Annotated in this window: 21 protein-coding genes and 1 riboswitch; of the genes, 8 read left to right on the top strand and 13 right to left on the bottom strand. The window is 45.6% G+C overall.

Annotated elements, in window-relative coordinates; translation table 11 throughout:
* Nucleotides 1–129: 129 nt before the first annotated feature.
* From spoVAE to spoVAC, 3 genes are read right to left on the bottom strand one after another with little or no spacing between them, the layout of a single operon-like run.
* Nucleotides 130–480 carry a stage V sporulation protein AE gene (spoVAE, locus tag NSQ29_RS19820; protein ID WP_036675923.1) on the bottom strand — a complete coding sequence of 117 codons (351 nt, stop codon included), beginning with the start codon at nt 478–480 and terminating at the stop codon, nt 130–132.
* Nucleotides 481–482: 2 nt separating this feature from the next.
* A complete protein-coding gene (spoVAD, locus tag NSQ29_RS19825; protein ID WP_076284319.1) occupies nt 483–1,514 on the bottom strand; it encodes a stage V sporulation protein AD in 1,032 nt (343 codons plus the stop codon).
* On the bottom strand, nt 1,511–2,014 hold the full coding sequence (gene spoVAC, locus NSQ29_RS19830) for a stage V sporulation protein AC (RefSeq protein ID WP_341125892.1): 504 nt from the start codon (nt 2,012–2,014) through the stop codon (nt 1,511–1,513). Before spoVAC ends, spoVAD begins: the two co-directional genes overlap by 4 nt.
* A 548-nt stretch (nt 2,015–2,562) precedes the next feature.
* Between spoVAC and NSQ29_RS19835 the strand changes: the two genes are divergently transcribed.
* Nucleotides 2,563–3,636 (top strand): M42 family metallopeptidase, encoded by a 1,074-nt coding sequence (locus tag NSQ29_RS19835; RefSeq protein WP_042185952.1) that lies wholly within the window; start codon nt 2,563–2,565, stop codon nt 3,634–3,636.
* Nucleotides 3,637–3,715: 79 nt separating this feature from the next.
* Here NSQ29_RS19835 and NSQ29_RS19840 read toward each other — a convergent pair whose 3' ends face one another.
* The 3 genes from NSQ29_RS19840 to NSQ29_RS19850 form a co-directional block, all read right to left on the bottom strand.
* A complete protein-coding gene (locus NSQ29_RS19840; protein WP_339801699.1) occupies nt 3,716–4,615 on the bottom strand; it encodes an aldo/keto reductase in 900 nt (299 codons plus the stop codon).
* Between the two features lie 134 nt (nt 4,616–4,749).
* The gene (locus tag NSQ29_RS19845; protein ID WP_042125359.1) at nt 4,750–5,064 is read right to left on the bottom strand and encodes a DMT family transporter; all 315 of its coding nucleotides are present in this window, start codon (nt 5,062–5,064) and stop codon (nt 4,750–4,752) included.
* A complete protein-coding gene (locus NSQ29_RS19850) occupies nt 5,065–5,409 on the bottom strand; it encodes a DMT family transporter (RefSeq protein ID WP_339801695.1) in 345 nt (114 codons plus the stop codon).
* A gap of 86 nt (nt 5,410–5,495) precedes the next feature.
* A riboswitch (guanidine-I (ykkC/yxkD leader) is annotated at nt 5,496–5,604 on the bottom strand.
* Nucleotides 5,605–5,800: 196 nt separating this feature from the next.
* Between NSQ29_RS19850 and NSQ29_RS19855 the strand changes: the two genes are divergently transcribed.
* Nucleotides 5,801–6,136 carry a hypothetical protein gene (locus tag NSQ29_RS19855; RefSeq protein WP_076284323.1) on the top strand — a complete coding sequence of 112 codons (336 nt, stop codon included), beginning with the start codon at nt 5,801–5,803 and terminating at the stop codon, nt 6,134–6,136.
* Nucleotides 6,137–6,205: 69 nt separating this feature from the next.
* On the opposite strand, the gene NSQ29_RS19860 is transcribed toward NSQ29_RS19855, so the two are convergent.
* From NSQ29_RS19860 to NSQ29_RS19885, 6 genes are all read right to left on the bottom strand, one after another.
* On the bottom strand, nt 6,206–6,619 hold the full coding sequence (locus tag NSQ29_RS19860) for an HIT family protein (RefSeq protein WP_341125893.1): 414 nt from the start codon (nt 6,617–6,619) through the stop codon (nt 6,206–6,208).
* A 37-nt stretch (nt 6,620–6,656) separates the two neighbouring features.
* Nucleotides 6,657–9,488: a glycoside hydrolase family 3 protein gene (locus tag NSQ29_RS19865; protein ID WP_341126792.1), complete on the bottom strand. Its 2,832-nt coding sequence runs from the start codon at nt 9,486–9,488 to the stop codon at nt 6,657–6,659.
* Nucleotides 9,489–9,974: 486 nt separating this feature from the next.
* On the bottom strand, nt 9,975–10,577 hold the full coding sequence (locus NSQ29_RS19870) for a hypothetical protein (protein ID WP_341125894.1): 603 nt from the start codon (nt 10,575–10,577) through the stop codon (nt 9,975–9,977).
* 336 nt (nt 10,578–10,913) lie between these two features.
* Complete coding sequence (locus NSQ29_RS19875; RefSeq protein WP_341125895.1) at nt 10,914–11,258, bottom strand: rhodanese-like domain-containing protein; 345 nt, start codon at nt 11,256–11,258, stop codon at nt 10,914–10,916.
* A 17-nt stretch (nt 11,259–11,275) separates the two neighbouring features.
* A complete protein-coding gene (locus tag NSQ29_RS19880) occupies nt 11,276–11,695 on the bottom strand; it encodes a rhodanese-like domain-containing protein (protein ID WP_341125896.1) in 420 nt (139 codons plus the stop codon).
* A 4-nt stretch (nt 11,696–11,699) separates the two neighbouring features.
* The gene (locus NSQ29_RS19885) at nt 11,700–12,020 is read right to left on the bottom strand and encodes a rhodanese-like domain-containing protein (protein ID WP_341125897.1); all 321 of its coding nucleotides are present in this window, start codon (nt 12,018–12,020) and stop codon (nt 11,700–11,702) included.
* Nucleotides 12,021–12,122: 102 nt separating this feature from the next.
* Between NSQ29_RS19885 and NSQ29_RS19890 the strand changes: the two genes are divergently transcribed.
* From NSQ29_RS19890 to NSQ29_RS19915, 6 genes are all read left to right on the top strand, one after another.
* Entirely contained in the window at nt 12,123–12,407 is a 285-nt protein-coding gene (locus NSQ29_RS19890; protein ID WP_036675735.1) for an ArsR/SmtB family transcription factor, read from the top strand.
* 6 nt (nt 12,408–12,413) lie between these two features.
* Nucleotides 12,414–14,981, top strand: a complete 2,568-nt coding sequence (locus NSQ29_RS19895; protein WP_341125898.1) for an FAD-dependent oxidoreductase — start codon at nt 12,414–12,416, stop codon at nt 14,979–14,981.
* Nucleotides 14,982–15,190: 209 nt separating this feature from the next.
* Nucleotides 15,191–15,883: a response regulator transcription factor gene (locus tag NSQ29_RS19900; RefSeq protein ID WP_076284332.1), complete on the top strand. Its 693-nt coding sequence runs from the start codon at nt 15,191–15,193 to the stop codon at nt 15,881–15,883.
* A gap of 82 nt (nt 15,884–15,965) precedes the next feature.
* Nucleotides 15,966–16,889 carry an ABC transporter ATP-binding protein gene (locus NSQ29_RS19905; protein ID WP_341125899.1) on the top strand — a complete coding sequence of 308 codons (924 nt, stop codon included), beginning with the start codon at nt 15,966–15,968 and terminating at the stop codon, nt 16,887–16,889.
* Nucleotides 16,882–17,643, top strand: a complete 762-nt coding sequence (locus NSQ29_RS19910) for an ABC transporter permease (protein WP_341125900.1) — start codon at nt 16,882–16,884, stop codon at nt 17,641–17,643. The genes NSQ29_RS19905 and NSQ29_RS19910 overlap by 8 nt, the downstream gene beginning before the upstream one ends.
* Nucleotides 17,644–17,663: 20 nt before the next feature.
* Nucleotides 17,664–18,590 carry a sensor histidine kinase gene (locus tag NSQ29_RS19915; protein ID WP_341125901.1) on the top strand — a complete coding sequence of 309 codons (927 nt, stop codon included), beginning with the start codon at nt 17,664–17,666 and terminating at the stop codon, nt 18,588–18,590.
* Between the two features lie 132 nt (nt 18,591–18,722).
* Here the strand turns inward: NSQ29_RS19915 and NSQ29_RS19920 are convergent, their stop codons facing one another.
* Nucleotides 18,723–19,181: an Lrp/AsnC family transcriptional regulator gene (locus NSQ29_RS19920; protein WP_341125902.1), complete on the bottom strand. Its 459-nt coding sequence runs from the start codon at nt 19,179–19,181 to the stop codon at nt 18,723–18,725.
* Nucleotides 19,182–19,192: the final 11 nt, after the last annotated feature.

The raw sequence follows: 19,192 nt of genomic DNA on the forward strand, positions 1-19,192 counted from the left end.
AGTACATTGTTGAAGATCACGAAGTGAGGATACAAAAAAAACCATAAGATGAAACATCCTACAATTTAAAAATAACAAAAAAAGATTGCCGTCTTTTTCTGACGACAACCTTTTCATATAGCATCAACTTTACCCCTTCGGCCGTACAACTAAAGCTGCCAAAAAGGAGAACACAATAGCTGACGAGATGCCGGCACTTGTAATATCAAAAATACCCGTAACTACACCGATCCAGCCATCCCGCTCCAGCTCCGTTAATGCCCCGTGAACCAAGGAGTTCCCAAAACTTGTGATCGGAATGGTTGCACCAGCACCCGCAAATTTCACAAGCGGGTCGTAGATACCAAAAGCATCAGCAATCGCTCCGGCTACAACTAAGGTACTCATCGTATGTGCAGGTGTCAGCTTCAATACATCGAACATCAGCTGCCCTATAACGCAAATGGCTCCTCCAATCAGAAAAGCCCATAAGTAAATCATCATTATGCTTCACCTCCACTCTCTATGGCTACGGCATGAGCAACACATGGAATACTCTCTCCCTGCTGATAAGACAAAGGTGATAAAAGTGCACCCGTTGCCACTATAAGCACCCGTTTAAGTTCACCTTTTTTTAACCGCTTAAGGATATGACCATAGGTTACAACCGCTGAGCACCCGCAGCCGCTTCCTCCAGCGATCACATATTTCTGTTTCTCCAAGTCGTAGATAAGCAAACCACAATCGTCAAAGGTTGTTTGCTCCATAGGAATTCCTTCTTTAGCCAATAGGGTCTTGGCTATAGGTAACCCTACGGATGCCAGGTCGCCGGTAACAATTAAATCATAGTGCCCGGGCGATAGACCTGTATCCCGAAAATGCGCAGTAATGGTATCCGCCGCCGCAGGTGCCATAGCCGTCCCCATATTAAAAGGATCTGTCAAACCAAGATCCATAATACGTCCAAGCGTGGCCGAAACCACGACTGGATAGTTACCCGAACCGTCATTCTGACCCACTACAGCACAACCCGAACCTGTAACTGTATATTGCGCCGTTGGGGGTTTCTGCGAACCATATTCCGTTGGATAACGAAACTGCTTCTCCACCGTACAGTTATGACTTGATGTTCCCGCTAGCGCATACTTACCGCCTCCAGAATCAACGATCATTGAGGCAATCGCAAGGCTCTCCATAGAAGTAGAGCAAGCACCAAAGACTCCGAGATAAGGCACACCTAATTTTCTTGCCGCGAAGGAGCTGCTGATAATCTGGTTCATCAAATCTCCGCCGACAAAAAACTCCAGCTTTTCTTTATCGATATTTGCATTAATCAGAGCCAGCAGGGAGGCTTTCTCGAAAAGAGCACGCTCAGCCTTCTCCCATGTCTTCTCGTCCATTTCCAGCGAATCAAATATAAAATCAAAGTCTGAAGCTAAAGGACCTTCTCCCTCTTCTGGCCCTACTACAGCGGAAGAACCCAAAATAACGGGACGGTTCGTGAACTCCCAGGTCTGACTACCAAGCTGTTTCATGTATGTGCACCCCCGTCTACGCCCAAAAAGAGATAGACGATACCAATAATGAAAGCAGCTACGGCACCAAATACGATAACCGAACCTGCAAGCTTAAACATATTGCCGCCTACACCAAGTACAAGGCCCTCAGCGCGGTGCTCTAGAGCTGCAGAGCACATACTGTTTGCGAACCCGGTCACTGGGACTGCAGTTCCTGCACCAGCCCATTGAGCCATTTTGTCGTACACGCCAAAGCTGGTCAGAATTACAGAGAGTAGGATCATCACCGCGACTGTCGGACTGGCGGCTTCCTTGGAGCTCATATCGAAAATTGCCATAAAAGCCTCCTGAACACCTTGTCCAATAACACAGATTATGCCGCCAGCAATAAACGCTCGTATGCAGTTTTTGAATACGGGCCTGGCAGGAACAAAGGACTTGGACAATTTCTCGTAATCTTGTGGAGTCAGGGTGTCAAGCTTCAGCTTGACACCCGATTTCTTAGTTTTCGCCGGCATTGAGGCACCTCCTGAAAGTTAGGCGAAGGGGGCTGACAAGCATCATAGTACTCACTTTTAAGCCCCTTAAGTTTTTCTTCGCTTAGAAGTTTTCCTTATTGTTTGCCATCCTCCGCTTCGTTATGTCCCTCCAGTTCAGGAAAAATACAGTAACACAACAATCAACAGTAAGAAGAGAACAAAAATAAGTACTGCTTCTCTTTCCCTTGGATTGTGGCGCCAGTATCGTCTGCGCGTTCCGTTTACTTGTAGGCTCCTACTTGACAATCCTCCCTGCACCCTTCTTTTGGGTACGCTGCCCGCAACCCTCATTCGTCTTCGCATCCTTTCTAAGGCTCCTGCCACCAAAGCCTCTAATGCATAGTATTCGTGGAGCTCGTGCCCGGTGTTCATTGTCTCTTGTCATGGACAAGTGAGCCCAGAATGTTCATACTAGGTTGCAGGAAGAAATAACGATGTGGTCCATTATGGATAACATCCGTTTCTCGTAGAAATATAAGAATGATGTATAAATGAGTTCTTATATTTTAATAAAGGAGTGAATTCATATGAATCAAGAAACATTGGACATGTTCAAAACACTTACCGAATTTCCCTCAGCCCCAGGATTTGAGCGCGAACTCCGCGCTTACGTCAAGGATGCTATGACTCCTTATACTGAAGAGTTCGTACAGGATCGTCTCGGTAGTTTGTTCGGCGTACTGCGCGGCGAAGAGAACGGGCCAAAGATTATGGTCGCTGGCCATTTTGACGAAGTAGGTTTCATGGTAACTGGAATTACTAACACCGGTATGATCCGTTTTCAACCACTTGGCGGCTGGCTTGCCTCTGCTGTTGCATCCCAGCGCCTACATATCATTACACCTAAAGGAACACTGACCGGAGTTGTTGGCAGTACGCCTATCCATTTGCTAAGCAATGAAGAACGTGGTAAGACTGGCGAAATCAGCAAAATGTATATTGATATCGGTGCAGACAGCCGTGAAGAAGCAGAAAGCTTTGGCGTTAGACCAGGCCAACAAGTTCTGCCGATTTGTCCTTTTACTCCCCTTGCTAATCCCAAAAAAATCTTGGCGAAAGCTTGGGACAACCGTTACGGCGTAGGTCTCGCCATTGAACTAGTTAAAGCATTGCACGGTAAAAAGCTGCCGAATACCGTTTTCGCTGGTGCCACTGTACAAGAGGAAGTAGGTCTTCGGGGTGCGCGTACTGCGGCTAATCTCCTGTCACCTGACATCTTCTTCGGTCTGGACGCGAGCGCTGCTGCCGATATGACTGGTGACAGTCAGGCATTTGGCCATCTGGGCAAAGGAGCTCTCTTGCGTATTTTTGATCCTACGATGGTTACACATCGCGGTCTGATTGAATATGTACAAGATACAGCGGATACCCACCGGATCAAATATCAGTATTTTGTATCCCAAGGCGGAACAGATGCAGGTCAGGTTCATGTTAGTGGAATTGGCGTTCCTTCCGCAGTAATCGGAATATGCTCCCGCTACATACACACCGCTTCATCAGTGATTCACAGTGATGACTACGATGCTGCTAAAGAGCTTCTGATCAAACTGGTAGAAGGCCTTGACCGGACTACACTACAGACAATTATTGAGAACAGCTAATCGCACAAGAAATGACAGAAGAAGCCCTCAAACACTTTTACAGTGATTGAGGGCTTCTCTTTATGTGAATAAAACGGATTTAAATCATATCTAGCGGTACTTTCCAAGAAGGTATTGGGAAAGCTTCGTCCAGCTTCCAAATTTCATCGTCACTTAGCGTAATCAAGCCTGCAGCAGCATTCTCAATGACGTGCTTACGAGAAGAAGCTTTTGGGATAGAAATAACATCCTCTTCACGCATCGTCCAAGCTAGCATAATCTGAAGCGGAGTTGCCTGATGTGCACTGGCGATTTCCTGAACGACTTCACTCTCGATGACTCCTTTTCGAAGTGAACCAGCTTGAGCAAGCGGTGAGTAAGCCATTACCGGGATCTTGTGACTTCTCTGCCATGGCAGCAGTTCAGTTTCAATTCCTCTGGACCCTAAATGATATAGAATCTGATTGGTTGAACAATGAGTTCCCCCAGCAATACCAAGCAGTTCTTTCATATCGTCGACATCGAAATTGGATACACCCCATCTTGCTATTTTTCCTTGAGAGACTAGTTTCTCCATACCTACAACAGTCTCTTCTAGTGGAATATCTCCCCGCCAATGCAGCAAATAAAGATCCAGATGATCCGTATTCAAGCGTTTCAAGCTTTCTTCACAGCTGCGGATAAGGTGCTCATTCCCGGCATTATGTGGATAGACTTTTGACACCAAGAAAACTTGATCCCGAATACCTTGAATAGCCTCACCTACTAAAAGCTCCGAGCGTCCGTCCCCATACATCTCAGCCGTATCTATTAAATCCATGCCTAGCTCCACGCCTAATCGCAGGGCAGCAATCTCTTCCTCCCTACGGGAATTGTCGTCACCCATATTCCAAGTTCCCTGCCCAATTCTGGGAAGTGACGTTCCATCTGGAAGCAGCATGCGGTTAGATTGGTTCATTCTTGCGATTTCAGCCAAATGTTCGATTGAATCCTTAGTCATATTAAAAATCCCCTTATTGAAGTATTGTATACTTACTTTATACGACCTATAAGAACCTTTCTAAACATCTGAATCGTGTCCAATTTATAACTAATCTCTCTTTTGAAGAGAAAAAGTAAAGAATGAATACCTAACTAAGCTATCAGCTTTAGTCCCACAGCGGCCCCCAGAATCATAATAATACAGACGATCCGGCGCCAGTCTTTGGCCTCTCCATACAATATCATCCCCAGAATCGCTCCGCCGGATGCGCCGATCCCCGTCCATACCGCATAAGCTGTTCCCATCGGCAGACTCTTCATAGCTAAAGACAGAAACAGAAAGCTTGCTCCGAAACCAAGAAAGAGCAGCGCGAACGACAGGAAATTCCGGTGTTTATTCAACCTATTAATCATAGCTACTCCAAACATTTCAAATAAACCAGCAACGACCAGAAATACCCATGCCATTTAAGACTCCCCCTTTACTTCGGCTTCTTTGGTCACCATTTTCAACCCTATAACGCCTGCCAGCAAAATAACCACTAGAACCAGCTTCATCAACTTGAACGGTTCTCCGAATAAAACCATGTCTGCAACTACTGTACCTGCAGTTCCTAGACCAACAAATACGGAATATACCGTGCCGACCGGCAATTTGGTACTCGCTGAAATCATCACATAGAAGCTTATTATTATAGCTACCACAGTTATCAGCCACTCCCACATCGAGGAGGCATGTTTTAAGCCGATGACCCACATGACCTCGAAAACAGCTGCACCAACTACCTTTAACCACTCTGAATTGTTCTTCATTCCAAGCCCTCCTTCAATTCACTAACTTTATAATTGCCCACGAAACAAACAAATAAGCCCGGAAGGTCATCGTCATTTATAACGATACCTCCCGGGCTTTTATCCCTCCGTGTAGACACGAACAATGCTGTTCGTGCGTTTTCCCTCGGACCAGACCAGCTGTGCACCAGCTGCGGAACCCTAGAAAACAATAACTATTAAGTTACATCGTATGGTAGCAAATCGGGGTGATAAAATCAACCTTTTCTAAATAAAAAAGAACAAACTCATAGCAATTATGAAGAGAGGTTAAAGATAAGCGTTGATTTTATTTCTTCAAATCCATTTATTCAATATTATGGTACAATTTAAGAGAATACAGCTTATAATGAACAACTAGGAGGGCGATCTAATGGTCTTTGGGATACTGTTTATTGGAGTTATTGTATTTATAATCATACAGTCCGTAGTTCGTAATGGTTCAAGCTCGAACAGTAACAGATTTGAGAGAAATAGACGAGATGACGCCGCCAGCATGTCTTTTATGGCAGCTAGTCATCCACATCTGATGGATCCAAATAACCCGAATCATTCTAATCACCAACATCACCATCAACACCATCACGGGAGCGACTCCCATCACCATTCTGGACATGACAGCGGTCATAGCTGGGGCGGGGATAGCGGGCACAGCAGCGGGGGAGATTTCGGTGGCGGAGATGCTGGTGGCGGTGGCGGATGTGATTAGAGCGTTACTCTATAACAAAAGGAAAAGGGCATCCCTGATATTGCTTCAGGAATGCCCTTTTTATGATTGTTACTTTTTTAAAACACCAATAATCTTTGCTTGCGTGTGACTTAAAAAATTCTCAGCACCGTGCGGGTGTATTGATTCACTCCAAGCGAATCCATCGCCTTCGTATCTTGGGATGAGGTGCATATGATAATGGGTCAGGTCGTTAAACTTCCCGCCATTTTGGCAAATGCTTATACCATCCGGTTTGAATAGATCCTTCAAGACGATTGACAGCTTCTTTGATGCGTCCATTATCGCATAGGAAGTCTCTGAATCGATTTCTTCGAGATCCCAATAATGCTTTTTAGGAAGGATCAGGAGATGTCCTTCGTTAAACGGAGCGATATCTAGCACACAAGTAATAAATTCATTCTCATATACTACTTTTACGTTAGGCTCAATTCCGTTAGCAATCCGACATCCCAAACACTCCATATAGCACACTCCAACCCATAATCAAAGGTCATCTCTATTATTGATTAAATTGAAACCGGCTGAGAAGCACCTCACCGTTAAAAACTACATAAACATCGCTAGTACCCGTCTCCACGGATACTTCGCCTTTCATTGTGCTCCACTGTTGCAGAACTCCACCAGAAGGGACGGTTACGGTTCCAACCAGTTTCCCAGTTGCGCTTCCTGTTCTGATCTCAATGCTGCCACCTTTTGCAGATGAGACCAGAGCTTCAATTGCTACTGCTCCATGATCGAACAATACGTCATTAAAAGCGATCCAAGCGCCCTCTTTTACCGGATGTACCGAAGCCCCGCCTGCTTTGCATTCGTCCAGATATACGCCTTCGTAGTCATCATAGTTCTCTGCTTTGGTGTTGTTATATAAATTACGGGAAGGAATGATGTCCCCTTTCACCGTTACTACTGAAGATAATTTAATATCAGCAGAAGAACGGCCGATCAGAATTGCGTATTCTCCATTTTCGACGCAATATTGTTCGCGTGTAACATCCCAGAATGCTAACTCTGTAACTGGTAATGCAAACTCTATAGTATTCGATTGACCTGCGGCGATGCTCACTTTTTCAAAACCCTTCAACTGTTTAATCGGACGTTTGACCCGGGAATTCAAAGCTTGCACATATAACTGAACAACCTCGTCCCCATCGACTGCTCCAGTATTATCCACTTGAACGGAAATATTAAGCGTATCGTCTTGCTGCAGTTCCTTTGTGCTCAAATTTAGATTCTTGTAATTCACTTCAGCATAACTTAGGCCGTGACCAAAAGGATACAATGGCTTACCGTCAAAGTACATATAGGTTCTTTTACCTTTGATAATATCATAATCCATCAGCTCAGGCAGCTGCTCCACAGAACGGAACCAAGTCATATTCAGCTTACCAGAAGGACTGTAATCTCCGAACAACACTTCTGCAACCGCATTACCAAGCTCTTGTCCACTGTGGGATGTATACAATACTGCCGGGATATTCTCGTCAATCCAAGTGGAAGAAATCGGATAACTGCCGACAATAACTACCACTGTATTTGGATTCGCTTCATAGACTGCTTTGACCAGGCGCTCCTGCTCCTCCGGAAGTACAATATCAGGTCTGTCGATTTCTTCTTTTCCGTTCAGGAGTGGATGATTACCGACAAAAACCACTACTACTTCAGCTGCTTTGGCAGCTTCTACCGCAGCGTCCAGTCCGTTTGTAACGATGTTCTTTTTGAAAAGACGAGCGTCCGCACTTGCGTCCTGATCTGCAACCTGCAGCGTGCCATCCTCAGCATTCACAGAGATCAATTTGTCATTCCAAGTCCGCAAAGAGACTTTACCCTCAGCTTCCGGGACGATGTTCAGGGATTCTTTTACAAACCACCCGTAGATTTCATCAGCAGATGCTGTAAGTGTCTCCGCTTCGCTTAAAGTTACATACTGTCCACGACTTGTCGCCTTCAGAGTATTGTTAGTCCAGCCCCAAGCGGTATGTTGGAACAATTCTCCGTGCTCTGCTATGTCATGTTGTACAGCCAGCCTTCCGTCCTCACCCGTGATTCCGATGGCTTGGCCGTTTGCAGCTGAGGTAAGAATGATTTGATCTGCGCCGCTCTCAAAAGTAACTTGTTTACCAGGCAGCTTTTTGCTAACACCCTGCAGCGGGGTCACTCCATAAGGTAATGTGCCGGAATACCAGTCTCTGAAAGCTTCATCGCCAAGTGGACCAATAATCGCCACTTTGTTTAATTCAGTCTTGCTCAGTGGCAATGTTGCCTGATCATTCTTCAGCAGCACAATGGATTGTTTGGCAGCTTCCAAGGAAAGTGCGGCATGTTTTTTGCTAAGAATTACGGAATCGTCGATTGCAACGTATGGATTACCTTCAGCGGGATCAAACTCTCCCAGACGGAAACGAACTCTAAATGTGTTAGTTAGTGCACGATCCAGATCTTCCTCTGATAGTAGGCCTTGGTCTAGTGCTTCATGAAGAACCTTGATCGTCTCTTCAGTTTCTTCTGTTACGCTGTCAATCCCGTTTTTGATAGATTCCGCCATCGACTGTGCAAAAGATTCATAATACTTATGATCCTTCACAATCCCGAATAAATCACCAGCATCACTGACGATAAAACCGTCCATGTCCCATTCGCCTTTGACAACATCCATCACTGCCGGATGAAGAATAACTGGCACGCCATTCACCGAGTTATAGGCGGTCATCATAGACTGCGCGCCACCTTCTTGAAAAGCAGGCTTAAATGCTTCCAGATAATACTCACGCATATTTCTTGGATCGATGCTGGCGGAACAATTCCCGCGTTCGATCTCGTTGTTGTTCCCTAGGAAGTGTTTAAGCGTTGCGACCGCTTTCAAATAGACCGGGTGATCGCCTTGGATTCCTTGCACAAGTGATGTGCTGAGTTGTCCAGTTAACTCTGGATCTTCACCGTAAGCTTCTTCCGTTCTACCCCAACGTGGGTCACGCTCCATATCCACCGTTGGTGCCCATAACGTCAGGCCATTCACCGTTGGATTCTTTTTGTAAAATGCTCTTGCTTCATCTCCAATGGCCGAGCCGATTTCCTTCATTAGCTCTGGGTTCCATGTACAAGCCAGTCCGCTTGGCTGAGGAAAAGAGGTCGCTTTTCCAAGCCAGGAGATTCCGTGCGCCGCTTCTGTACCATGCTTATAGGCTCCAACGCCCAAACGCTCTATGGCCGCTTGATACTGGGGGATCAGGCTTACTTTTTCATCAAGCGTTAATCTGGAGATCAAATCCTGCACTCGGTCATTTAAGGGTAAATCAATCTGTTGAAATGGATATTTAGATGTCACTGTTTCCATCATAATCGCTCCTTCGATTCAAGTTGATAGCGGTTTCATATGTTCTCGAGGTAGTTGTCTGTGTCTAACACAAATCTGGTCTATCAACATAATCATAGAAGATTAGCTCAATAAGTAACACCTTAACAATCTAAGTGAAAATCAGGTCAAAATTAGAGATTTATGGGGTGCTTCGCTCGCTCGTCTCCCTTGGTGAAGTGATGCGGATGATAACGGGGCGTTCTCGGCCCTCTTTCGCTAAATTCCAGCCTTTTGGGTCGGATCTGGGGTATTTTTCCCCCTCTTTTGCTCATTTCCAGCCTTTTGGGTCGCATCTGGGGTATTTTTACCCCTCTTTTGCTCAATTCCAGCCTTTTGGGTCGCACCTGGGGTATTTTTACCCCTCTTTTGCTCATTTCCAGCCTTTTGGGTCGCATCTGGGGTATTTCTACCCCTCTTTTGCTCAGTTCCAGCCTTTTGAGTGGGATCTGGGGTATTTTAATTGCCTTACCATAACTGAATATCCTTTAAGGAATGGATATATTCATATTTGCAGACTCTACCGCTCTCCTGAGAAACTATTGGGGAAAACTTTCCTTTTTGGCTGAGAGCACTCAGTCCTTTTCGAGCCGTACGCTTATCAATCCCAAGCTCCCTCACCAAATCAACCGGTCGAATGCACTCATTCGTGCGAACCGCAATCCGCAAAATATCACGCTCCAGTCGGCTAAACTCCTCCTGCTCCTCCATCGTCACAGCGAGGTACGGCATCAGCAATGGTCTTAACAAAGTAATCGTAAGTTCAGGACTCGCATCCAGATCATCATAAGGAATCGCCACGACCCGATAACCCGCGATTTGCAGATAGGTCTCTCGATTCAGCTCCTGCCTGTAGCGTGTTCGGTCTGTATTTTGCACATGTGGACCGTAGCCTTTAACTTCAAACGCAAACTTAACCTGGCCAGGCTTCCACACAAAATCAACAAAGTAGGGCTTGCTACGCCAATCCAATACTTCATATTCAGGATGAAGGTCATTGAAATGCCCCATCATAGGCCACCATACCTTCTCCAAAAACATCCGCTCACCATGGCCATGTCCACGCTCCAATCACCCCCGCCGTTCTCCCGTTCTTCTACTAATATGATCCTCTACCCACTTACGATGCTCCTCCGTAAATCCCATACGTCACCCTCCTTCTTGGCATAAAAAAATCCCGCACCCAATATGGGTACGGGACGTGCTTCGTCCTATTACTCAAAAGTATAGTATTCGCTTTCTGATGCTGTCAATAAACACTCTACATTCAATGCTAGATCCAGCAAAATTTAACTAATCCATCAAAAAAGCTAGTTGGTTTAAGTACGTTGCGTTAAAGCAAGGCCAGCTTTAGTAAGCTCATTTGGAGTTAGCTCTATTAGAGTTTGTTCAGAGGAATTAGTTCAGTTACCGTCCACTCAACTTCCCATTCCAGCTACTTACCCCACCCTGCAAATGTGCAAGCCGAGTATACCCCTGCTTACTCAGAATCCGCGCTGCACTTTTGCTTCGCATACCGCTGCGGCAGTAGAGCAACACATCCCGATCCTTAGGGATCTCACCGAGCCGCTTTTCCAACTGAGATAGCGGGATGTTTTTCGCCCCCGGAATAAATCCACTCTTGTATTCATCCGGTTCGCGGACATCGATCAGCAGCCTATTTTTGGATTGCTCCATTTCGCTCCGAAACTCTGCCACCTTCAACGTTCTTACACTTACACTTGCGCTTTTACCAAATCCGAGACGGGACATTAATGAGCTTAAATCCATTATCCTTCACAACAACCTTTCACCGAAATGTCGGAGAGTGTTCTTTTACTTCCTAAAAAATCACCATTTACCGCATATAACTTTCGAAAGCCCTGTTTATACAGAATTCTCGCAGCTTTGTTTCTTTTATAGTAACTATCAGCAAGGATTAGAACCGAATCGTCAGTAGATAGACAATGTTGCCAGACATAGGCTAACCGCCCGATCGATATATTTATCGAGCCACGGATACTATCCTTCTCATAATCTACGGCATCTCTAACATCGAGCATTTTCATGTCCAGTGATTGATCTGCTAATTCGCGAATGTCACGGGCTTCTACATAGGAGAGTGAACGGACTGGCCAAGCGGAACGTAAGAACCTTACAATACTAAAAGCAATTAATATACTCAGTAGGATCCTAAACATCATGTTCATGCTGTTACCCCCGTACCAAAAAATCATCCGTCCAAGCGCTTAATCCGCCCATCATATTCACAACGTTATATCCTTTTTCGCTCAGCAGCTCACACGCCAGTCCACTACGACCACCACTTAGGCACATTACAATCGTCTCTCCATTAGGATCTAGTTCATCTATACGCATTAACAGCTGCCCAAGCGGAATATGCTTCGCACCGATCACATGTCCCTCCACCCATTCGGCGGGTTCGCGTACATCTAGCAGCGTAGGAGCCTCTCCATTCTTCAGACGTTCCGCCACTTGCTGAGGGGTAATTTCCTTTGAAATTTTAAAAGACATCGAGCATCTCTCCTTCTCTTTTTTAAAAAATAACTTGATTTTAATATCACTATATCATAATATTACGATATAAGGATATTGTAAAGCGAGGAGTTCATAACCATGGACAAAAATTTCAAAGCCTATAATCAAACCGCCGAAACCTTAAAGGCTATCGCTCATCCCGTTCGCTTGTGTATCATTAAAGGTCTGCTTGAAAAAGGCAGCTGCAACGTTAGCTTCATGCAGGACTGTCTAGACCTTCCACAATCTACGGTATCCCAGCATTTGCAGAAGCTTAGATCCTTAGGCATTGTCGAAACCGAACGTAATGGACTGGAAATTAACTATTCTGTTAAAGACGAGAAAATCAAACATCTAATTCAGCTATTTTTAGGGGAGGAATAAATCATCATGAGTAAAAAAGTACTGATTGTCGGAGGAGTTGCAGGAGGCGCATCAGCGGCCGCCAGGCTTCGGAGATTAGATGAAGAGGCTCATATCATCATGTTTGAACGTGATCCGTACATTTCTTTTGCCAATTGCGGACTGCCTTATTATATCGGAGGTTCCATTCAGGATCGCTCCAAGCTGCTGGTTCAGACACCAGAGGCGATGCATAAACGTTTTAACATCGATGTTCGGATTCAAAGTGAAGTGGTGTCTATCGACCCTGTGAACAAGAAAGTAAGAGTAGAAAGTATAGAAAAAGGCTCCTATGAAGAGAGCTATGATGCGCTTATTTTATCGCCCGGCGCTAAACCGATTCGTCCGAATCTACCTGGTATCGAGAGTTCCAAAATTCACATGCTGCGCAACATTCCCGACACCGACAAAATCAAAACCAAAGTCGCAGCCGAAGGCACTCGTTCCGCCGTTGTGATCGGTGGTGGGTTTATCGGTGTTGAGATGGCGGAGAACCTCAGAGAAGCAGGTCTGGAAGTAAGCTTGATCGAGGCGGGTCCACAAATCTTAGCTCCGTTCGATACTGAAATGTCTTCAATTTTGGCAAAAGAGCTCGACGAGCATGACGTTAATCTTATTTTTTCCGATATGGTCCAAGGGTTTGCAGAAGTTGGTGAACAAATAGAGGTTCAGTTGGCAAGTGGTACGGTGCTTCAAAGTGATATGGTTCTACTGGCTATAGGCGTTTCGCCGGATACCTCTTTCCTGAAGGATAGTGGCTTAGAGTTTGGTCCACGCGGCCATATCTTAGTCAACGAGCGTATGGAGACAAATTTGGATCAGGTCTATGCAGTAGGTGACGCGGTCGAGGTGGTTGATTTCGTGAACGGAACTAAAACTGCTATTCCACTAGCTGGTCCTGCCAATAAGCAAGGACGGATTGCTGCGGACAACGTCAGCGGTCTAGGCACTACTTACAAAGGATCACAAGGGACTTCTATTATTAAGGTTTTTGGAGTCACGGGTGCTTCTACCGGCAATAACGAAAAAACATTACAGCGTTTGGGCTTACCGTATCACGTGATTTATGTTCATCCAAGCTCTCATGCAACTTATTATCCGGGGGCAACTCCAATATCAATGAAGCTGATCTTTGATCCAAAAGGTACGGTGCTCGGTGCACAAGCCGTGGGGTATAGTGGTGTAGATAAACGTATCGACGATATCGCTACAGTTATTCGTTTTAGAGGTACGGTCACTGATTTGACGGAGTTGGAGCTATCTTATGCCCCTCCTTATTCTTCCGCTAAAGATCCGGTGAATATGGCTGGCTTTGCTGCTGAAAATATTTTGAAAGGCATGACTACAGTATTCGATCCTAAGGATTTAGAAGGTCGTGACAACAACAATACCATTTTAGTTGACGTACGTTCGGAAATCGAGCATGCCAACGGTCATATTGAAGGGTCCATTAATATCCCTGTGGATGATCTGCGTGGTCGGCTAAGCGAGCTTGACCCTAGTAAAGAAATTTGGGTGTATTGCCAAGTTGGACTTAGAGGCTACACAGCTTCCCGGATTTTGCAGCAAAAAGGTTTCCGTGTGAAGAATCTGACCGGAGGCTATAAGACATATCAACTGAGTAAATACTCGCCTAAAAAAAAAGATAGTCTGACGCCAAACGCAGGTATTTCAGCAGCCCGTAAAGAAATCGCAGCAACGGGAGCACCGGCGGGAACTGACACTGCTTCAGCTGCAGGCAATGCCAACGCTACAGCTTTCGCAGCCAACTCCAGCGCATCTGTATCCACCCCTGCCAAACAAGAATCCGATCTAACACCTGATTCCGTGCTTGATGCTTGCGGACTATGCTGCCCTGGGCCGCTGATCCAAGTCAAGATGAGCATGGACCCTCTCTTGGACGGGCAAGTCTTAAAGGTAACGGCTTCCGATCCGGGATTCTATGAAGATATTAAGGCATGGGCTCGCATGTCGAAGCACACGCTTTTGCAATTAACGAAGCTGCCTACTGGCATGATTGAAGCTTATCTGCGCAAAGGCATTACCGCGGATTCCGTACCAGCAGGAGCACAACCCGTCCAAACTAGTAATGCAAGTACGATGGTGGTATTCAGCGGTGATCTGGATAAAGCGATCGCTTCCTTCATCATTGCCAACGGAGCTGCCTCCAGCGGCAAAAAAGTGACGATGTTCTTTACCTTTTGGGGTCTCAATATTATCCGCAAGGATGAGAAAGTGCCTGTGAACAAGAATATTATCGGTAAAATGTTCGGAGCGATGATGCCGCGCGGCAGTCGGAAGCTAACACTTTCGAATATGAACATGATGGGCATGGGCTCCAAAATGATCCGCTCTGTAATGAAGAACAATAATGTCTCTTCTTTGGAAGAATTGATTCAAATGGCTGTCGACCAAGGCGTCGAGATCGTTGCCTGCCAAATGTCCATGGATCTTATGGGCATTACCCGTGAAGAACTGATCGACGGCGTGGGAATTGGCGGCGTAGGTTATTACCTCGGTCAAGCCGATCAATCTAGTCATAATCTATTTATCTAAATACCTTAACACCGCAAAGAGACTCCTCTATTTATATAGAAGAGTCTCTTTGTTATATAAAAATGAACTCACCAGAATCGGTGATATAGATTTGAATAACCAAAATGCAGAAATTGGCTGGATCTGGATACAGAATCTAAAACCTGCTATCCTATTTAATAGGAATTCATCCGAATAATGACCTATTTTAGGTGGAATAAGGAGATTAAATGAATAACCCGATACATATTCTCGTTGCTGAGGACGACAGCGACATCAACCGATTGCTGTGCAACATTATTAAGAAAAGCGGCTACATCCCCCAACCTGCTTACTCGGGAACGGAGGCACTTCTCTATCTGGAGCAACGTCAATGGAGCATGTTGCTACTGGATCTGATGCTGCCTGGCATGTCGGGAGAGGAACTACTTGAGAAGATTGCCGGGCGGGACGATATGTCGGTAATTATCATTTCAGCCAAGGGTGAGCCCCAGACCAAGGTATCTGCCCTGCGGGCGGGGGCGGATGATTTCATTACGAAACCCTTCGACGTTGAGGAAGTCTCTGCACGGATCGATTCTCATCTACGTTTGTATTCGCGGATTGCGCAATCGGCTTTGCCTAACGTGCTCCAGCATCAGGGTCTTGTACTTCATCGAGATGCGATGTCGGTTACGGCAAATGGAGCGGAACTGACGCTCACAGCTCTAGAGTTTGAGATTCTCTCGTTGCTTTTGTCGGCCCCTAAGAAGGTGTTCACGAAAGCGAATTTGTACGAAAGGGTCTGGCACGAGCCATATTACGGGGATGACAATACGGTCAATGTCCATATGAGCAATTTGCGCAGCAAGCTAACCAAGGCCGCACCAGGAAGCGAATTTATCGAGACAGTATGGGGCATAGGTTATCGGCTCAAGCCTTAAGACATTCTTAAGATTTGGCTTTAGCTCTTCTTATGTTTTCAATTCTATACTTGGTCTATCACGAAAAGGAGGCCAAGACGAGATGTACGAGTATGTATTAAAAACAAATCAGCTATCCAAAAAGTTCAAGGGCCATACAGCGCTGGACAAAGTCAATTTGTCAATCCGTAAAGGCTCTATTTATGGTTTTATTGGGCAAAACGGAGCTGGAAAATCAACATTAATCCGGATTGTGACCGGACTTGCTTTTCCGACTCAGGGGACGATCGAGCTGTTCGGAGCCAGTGAAGAGCAGGCCTTGATCCAGGCTCGTAAGCGAATCGGCTCGATTATCGAGAGTCCCGCTTTGTTCCCCCATATGACTGCGAGCGAAAATTTAGAAGCAAACCGGATTCTACGTGGTATTCCCGGCAAAGATTGCGTTCCTAGAATGCTAGAGCAAGTTGGACTGCAGGGCGCCGGCAAGAAGAAAGCCAAGAATTTCTCACTTGGAATGAAGCAGCGGTTAGGTCTTGCCATCGCCTTGCTGGGAGATCCAGAATTTCTGATTCTGGACGAGCCGACCAATGGGTTAGATCCGATGGGTGTCGTCGAAATGCGCGAACTGCTCAAGCGACTAAACCGTGAGCTTGGCATTACGATAATGATCTCAAGTCATATTCTAAGTGAGCTGCATTTAATGGCAAGTCATTATGGCATTATTCATCGCGGTCAGTTGCTTGAACAACTCACTGCGGAGGAATTAAACGAGAAATGTCAGCAGTATTTGTTTATCAAAGTGGATGATCCGGGCAAGGCAACAGCCGTCATTCAGAACGAGCTGGGTACGACCGATTTCGAAGTGATGCAGGATGGAACCATCAAGTTGTATAGCCGCATTGAGCAGCCAGGTAAAGTATCAACAGCGTTATTCTCTGCAGGCCTAGAGATCGAGAAGTTTATGCCTATGGGTGAAGACTTGGAAAGTTATTTTACGAAGCGGATTGGGGGGAATCCAAATGTATAATCTGATCAGAGTTGAGTTTTTCAAGCTCCGTAAGAATAGATCATTTTGGACTTTTCTATTGGCACTTTCCGTCCTCTCGCTTGCTTACCCATTGCTATATTATTTTGATCATCGGTCCAATGGGGAACCTCAGATCACCGGCGCTGAATTTCTGACTACCTTTATTTCAAGCAATGCCTACATTATTAAATTCGGCGTAGCCATTCTGGCTGGATTCTTCATCTCTAACGAATATTCCACAGGAGTCATGAAGACGATCGCATCTTCGGGCAACACCAGAGGCCGGCTGTTCGCGGCAAAACTAATCGTATTCGCAGTTGGGGCCATGGCGATTTCTCTCGTCTTTCCTATTGTCAGCACAGTCGAAGTCACGCTGCTTTCGGGCTTCGGTCATCTGCCGGAAGGAAGCACTACACTTTTTATACCGCGAGCCCTCGGGCTAACGTTGTTGTACACAGCTGGTTACGCAGCCATCGGGGCGCTGTTCACCGTAATCCTAACCGACAGCGGCAAAACTATCGGCTTCTCAATGATTTTCTTCCTTATGATCGATACGGTTTTGGCTGGTATAGGTTCGAAGATCTCTTTCTTTAGTAATTTGTACGATTATTCCATCTTCAAACTGGTGAGCGATATCGGTAAGCCCAGTATCGACAGTGGAGATTGGCCAGCGCTTTTACTTGTACCGTTGTTGACAATAGCCGTTTCCGGGGTACTCGGTATTCTCGTATTCCACAGAAAAGAAATCAAATAATAAATAGGAGGTGCAGGAGAGTGTTGCTTATTCTGACAATCATATTGTTTGCGGCAGGAGCTCTCCTGCTTTTCCGTTTGTTGATGTTAAGGCGAGAGCTAGGGCGGATAACAGGGCAATTGCATACCTACAACGAGCGAGCAACCGGTAAAAAAATCGATGTGGCTCTATTCGACCAGAAGCTTGAGGCGCTTGCGGGACAAATCAATCGTCAATCTGATTTAATCGTCGAAGCGGAAGCCCAGCGAAAACGTGTCGAACAAGAATTCCGTCAGGCTGTAGCGAATATTTCACATGATATCCGTACACCCCTCACCTCCATCTTCGGTTATATTCAACTGTTGGAGGATGAGTCAACTACCCCTGATGAAAAACTTGAATATGTTGCCATCGTTAAAAATCGGACGAAACGGCTGCAGGCACTGCTGAATGATTTTTTTGAGCTTTCCTTGATCGAATCGCTAGATTATCCTCTACATACAGAAAAGCTTGGGATGACGGCCCTACTCTCGGAAATTCTGGTCGGATTTTACGATTCCTTCAACGATCGTAATATTACACCGGATATACGGCTACCTGAGGAAAATGTATCCGTATACGCCGATGAATCCGCTGTGCGGAGAGTTGTCGAGAATTTACTTGTCAATACGGTCAAACATGCGACCGGGTATGTGGAAATCCGTTTCGAACGACGGCAGGAAACAGCTGATTTAACGATAGTAAACGATGCGAAGGAACTAGCCGGAAGCGATGTTAACCTCTTATTCGACCGATTCTATACCGCAGACCGTACCCGATCTTCTCAAGCCTCCGGGCTGGGTCTCTCCATCGCCAAAAGTCTGATGAATAAAATGGGTGGCACGCTGACAGCCGAACTGGAGGGTGAGAAACTGATAATGACCTGCCGTTGGAAACTAGGCGATACTGGCAATGTCTTAGCTAATTAATTTGAATGTAAAGGGGACCGACAACGATTTGTGGAACCATTTATCCTGAAAAATATTCCAATCAAAAAGACTCCTCTATTTATATAGAAGAGTCTTTTTGCGTTGAAGGGCTGGCAGAAGTAATGTTCAATTCTAACTCAGCAAGTTGATGCTTGCTTCTTCAAGCGAAGGTATAAGAAATTTATGATCGATTGGCGATGACATCACGATTAAAATCGTATAGGTACCGTATTTGTCACATTGATTACCGAACTCCTCGAGGGCTCGTGTAGAGTCGGTTACTACTTTCAATAAGTAGTTGTGTTCCCCACTTATACGGTAACATTCGACGACATCAGGACTGGAGCGGCAGAAATCAAGAAATGCGTTACAATCCCTAGAATGAAATAACATGTAGGCAGCAGCATGTTTTCCAATCTTTTCAGGGGAAATGATGGTGCGATACTCGCTGATGATGCCTTTCTCCTCCATACGCCTAACTCTTTCCGTAACTGCAGGTTGCGATAAACCGACACATTTTCCCAGCTCTGTCATAGAAATTCTCGCTTGATTTTGAAGATGAAAAAGAATTTGCTTATCAATATGGTCCATCAAAATCACAT

Source organism: Paenibacillus sp. FSL F4-0236 (assembly GCF_038000135.1).
In the GTDB taxonomy this organism is placed as follows: domain Bacteria; phylum Bacillota; class Bacilli; order Paenibacillales; family Paenibacillaceae; genus Paenibacillus_AQ.

What these genes read in the sequence shown, in the direction of transcription:
- spoVAE (WP_036675923.1), bottom strand. Translation starts at nt 480, where the DNA reads ATGATTTACTTATGGGCTTTTCTGATTGGAGGAGCCATTTGCGTTATA.
- spoVAD (WP_076284319.1), bottom strand. Translation starts at nt 1,514, where the DNA reads ATGAAACAGCTTGGTAGTCAGACCTGGGAGTTCACGAACCGTCCCGTT.
- spoVAC (WP_341125892.1), bottom strand. Translation starts at nt 2,014, where the DNA reads ATGCCGGCGAAAACTAAGAAATCGGGTGTCAAGCTGAAGCTTGACACC.
- NSQ29_RS19835 (WP_042185952.1), top strand. Translation starts at nt 2,563, where the DNA reads ATGAATCAAGAAACATTGGACATGTTCAAAACACTTACCGAATTTCCC.
- NSQ29_RS19840 (WP_339801699.1), bottom strand. Translation starts at nt 4,615, where the DNA reads ATGACTAAGGATTCAATCGAACATTTGGCTGAAATCGCAAGAATGAAC.
- NSQ29_RS19845 (WP_042125359.1), bottom strand. Translation starts at nt 5,064, where the DNA reads ATGGCATGGGTATTTCTGGTCGTTGCTGGTTTATTTGAAATGTTTGGA.
- NSQ29_RS19850 (WP_339801695.1), bottom strand. Translation starts at nt 5,409, where the DNA reads ATGAAGAACAATTCAGAGTGGTTAAAGGTAGTTGGTGCAGCTGTTTTC.
- NSQ29_RS19855 (WP_076284323.1), top strand. Translation starts at nt 5,801, where the DNA reads ATGGTCTTTGGGATACTGTTTATTGGAGTTATTGTATTTATAATCATA.
- NSQ29_RS19860 (WP_341125893.1), bottom strand. Translation starts at nt 6,619, where the DNA reads ATGGAGTGTTTGGGATGTCGGATTGCTAACGGAATTGAGCCTAACGTA.
- NSQ29_RS19865 (WP_341126792.1), bottom strand. Translation starts at nt 9,488, where the DNA reads ATGGAAACAGTGACATCTAAATATCCATTTCAACAGATTGATTTACCC.
- NSQ29_RS19875 (WP_341125895.1), bottom strand. Translation starts at nt 11,258, where the DNA reads ATGTCCCGTCTCGGATTTGGTAAAAGCGCAAGTGTAAGTGTAAGAACG.
- NSQ29_RS19880 (WP_341125896.1), bottom strand. Translation starts at nt 11,695, where the DNA reads ATGAACATGATGTTTAGGATCCTACTGAGTATATTAATTGCTTTTAGT.
- NSQ29_RS19885 (WP_341125897.1), bottom strand. Translation starts at nt 12,020, where the DNA reads ATGTCTTTTAAAATTTCAAAGGAAATTACCCCTCAGCAAGTGGCGGAA.
- NSQ29_RS19890 (WP_036675735.1), top strand. Translation starts at nt 12,123, where the DNA reads ATGGACAAAAATTTCAAAGCCTATAATCAAACCGCCGAAACCTTAAAG.
- NSQ29_RS19895 (WP_341125898.1), top strand. Translation starts at nt 12,414, where the DNA reads ATGAGTAAAAAAGTACTGATTGTCGGAGGAGTTGCAGGAGGCGCATCA.
- NSQ29_RS19900 (WP_076284332.1), top strand. Translation starts at nt 15,191, where the DNA reads ATGAATAACCCGATACATATTCTCGTTGCTGAGGACGACAGCGACATC.
- NSQ29_RS19905 (WP_341125899.1), top strand. Translation starts at nt 15,966, where the DNA reads ATGTACGAGTATGTATTAAAAACAAATCAGCTATCCAAAAAGTTCAAG.
- NSQ29_RS19910 (WP_341125900.1), top strand. Translation starts at nt 16,882, where the DNA reads ATGTATAATCTGATCAGAGTTGAGTTTTTCAAGCTCCGTAAGAATAGA.
- NSQ29_RS19920 (WP_341125902.1), bottom strand. Translation starts at nt 19,181, where the DNA reads ATGGACCATATTGATAAGCAAATTCTTTTTCATCTTCAAAATCAAGCG.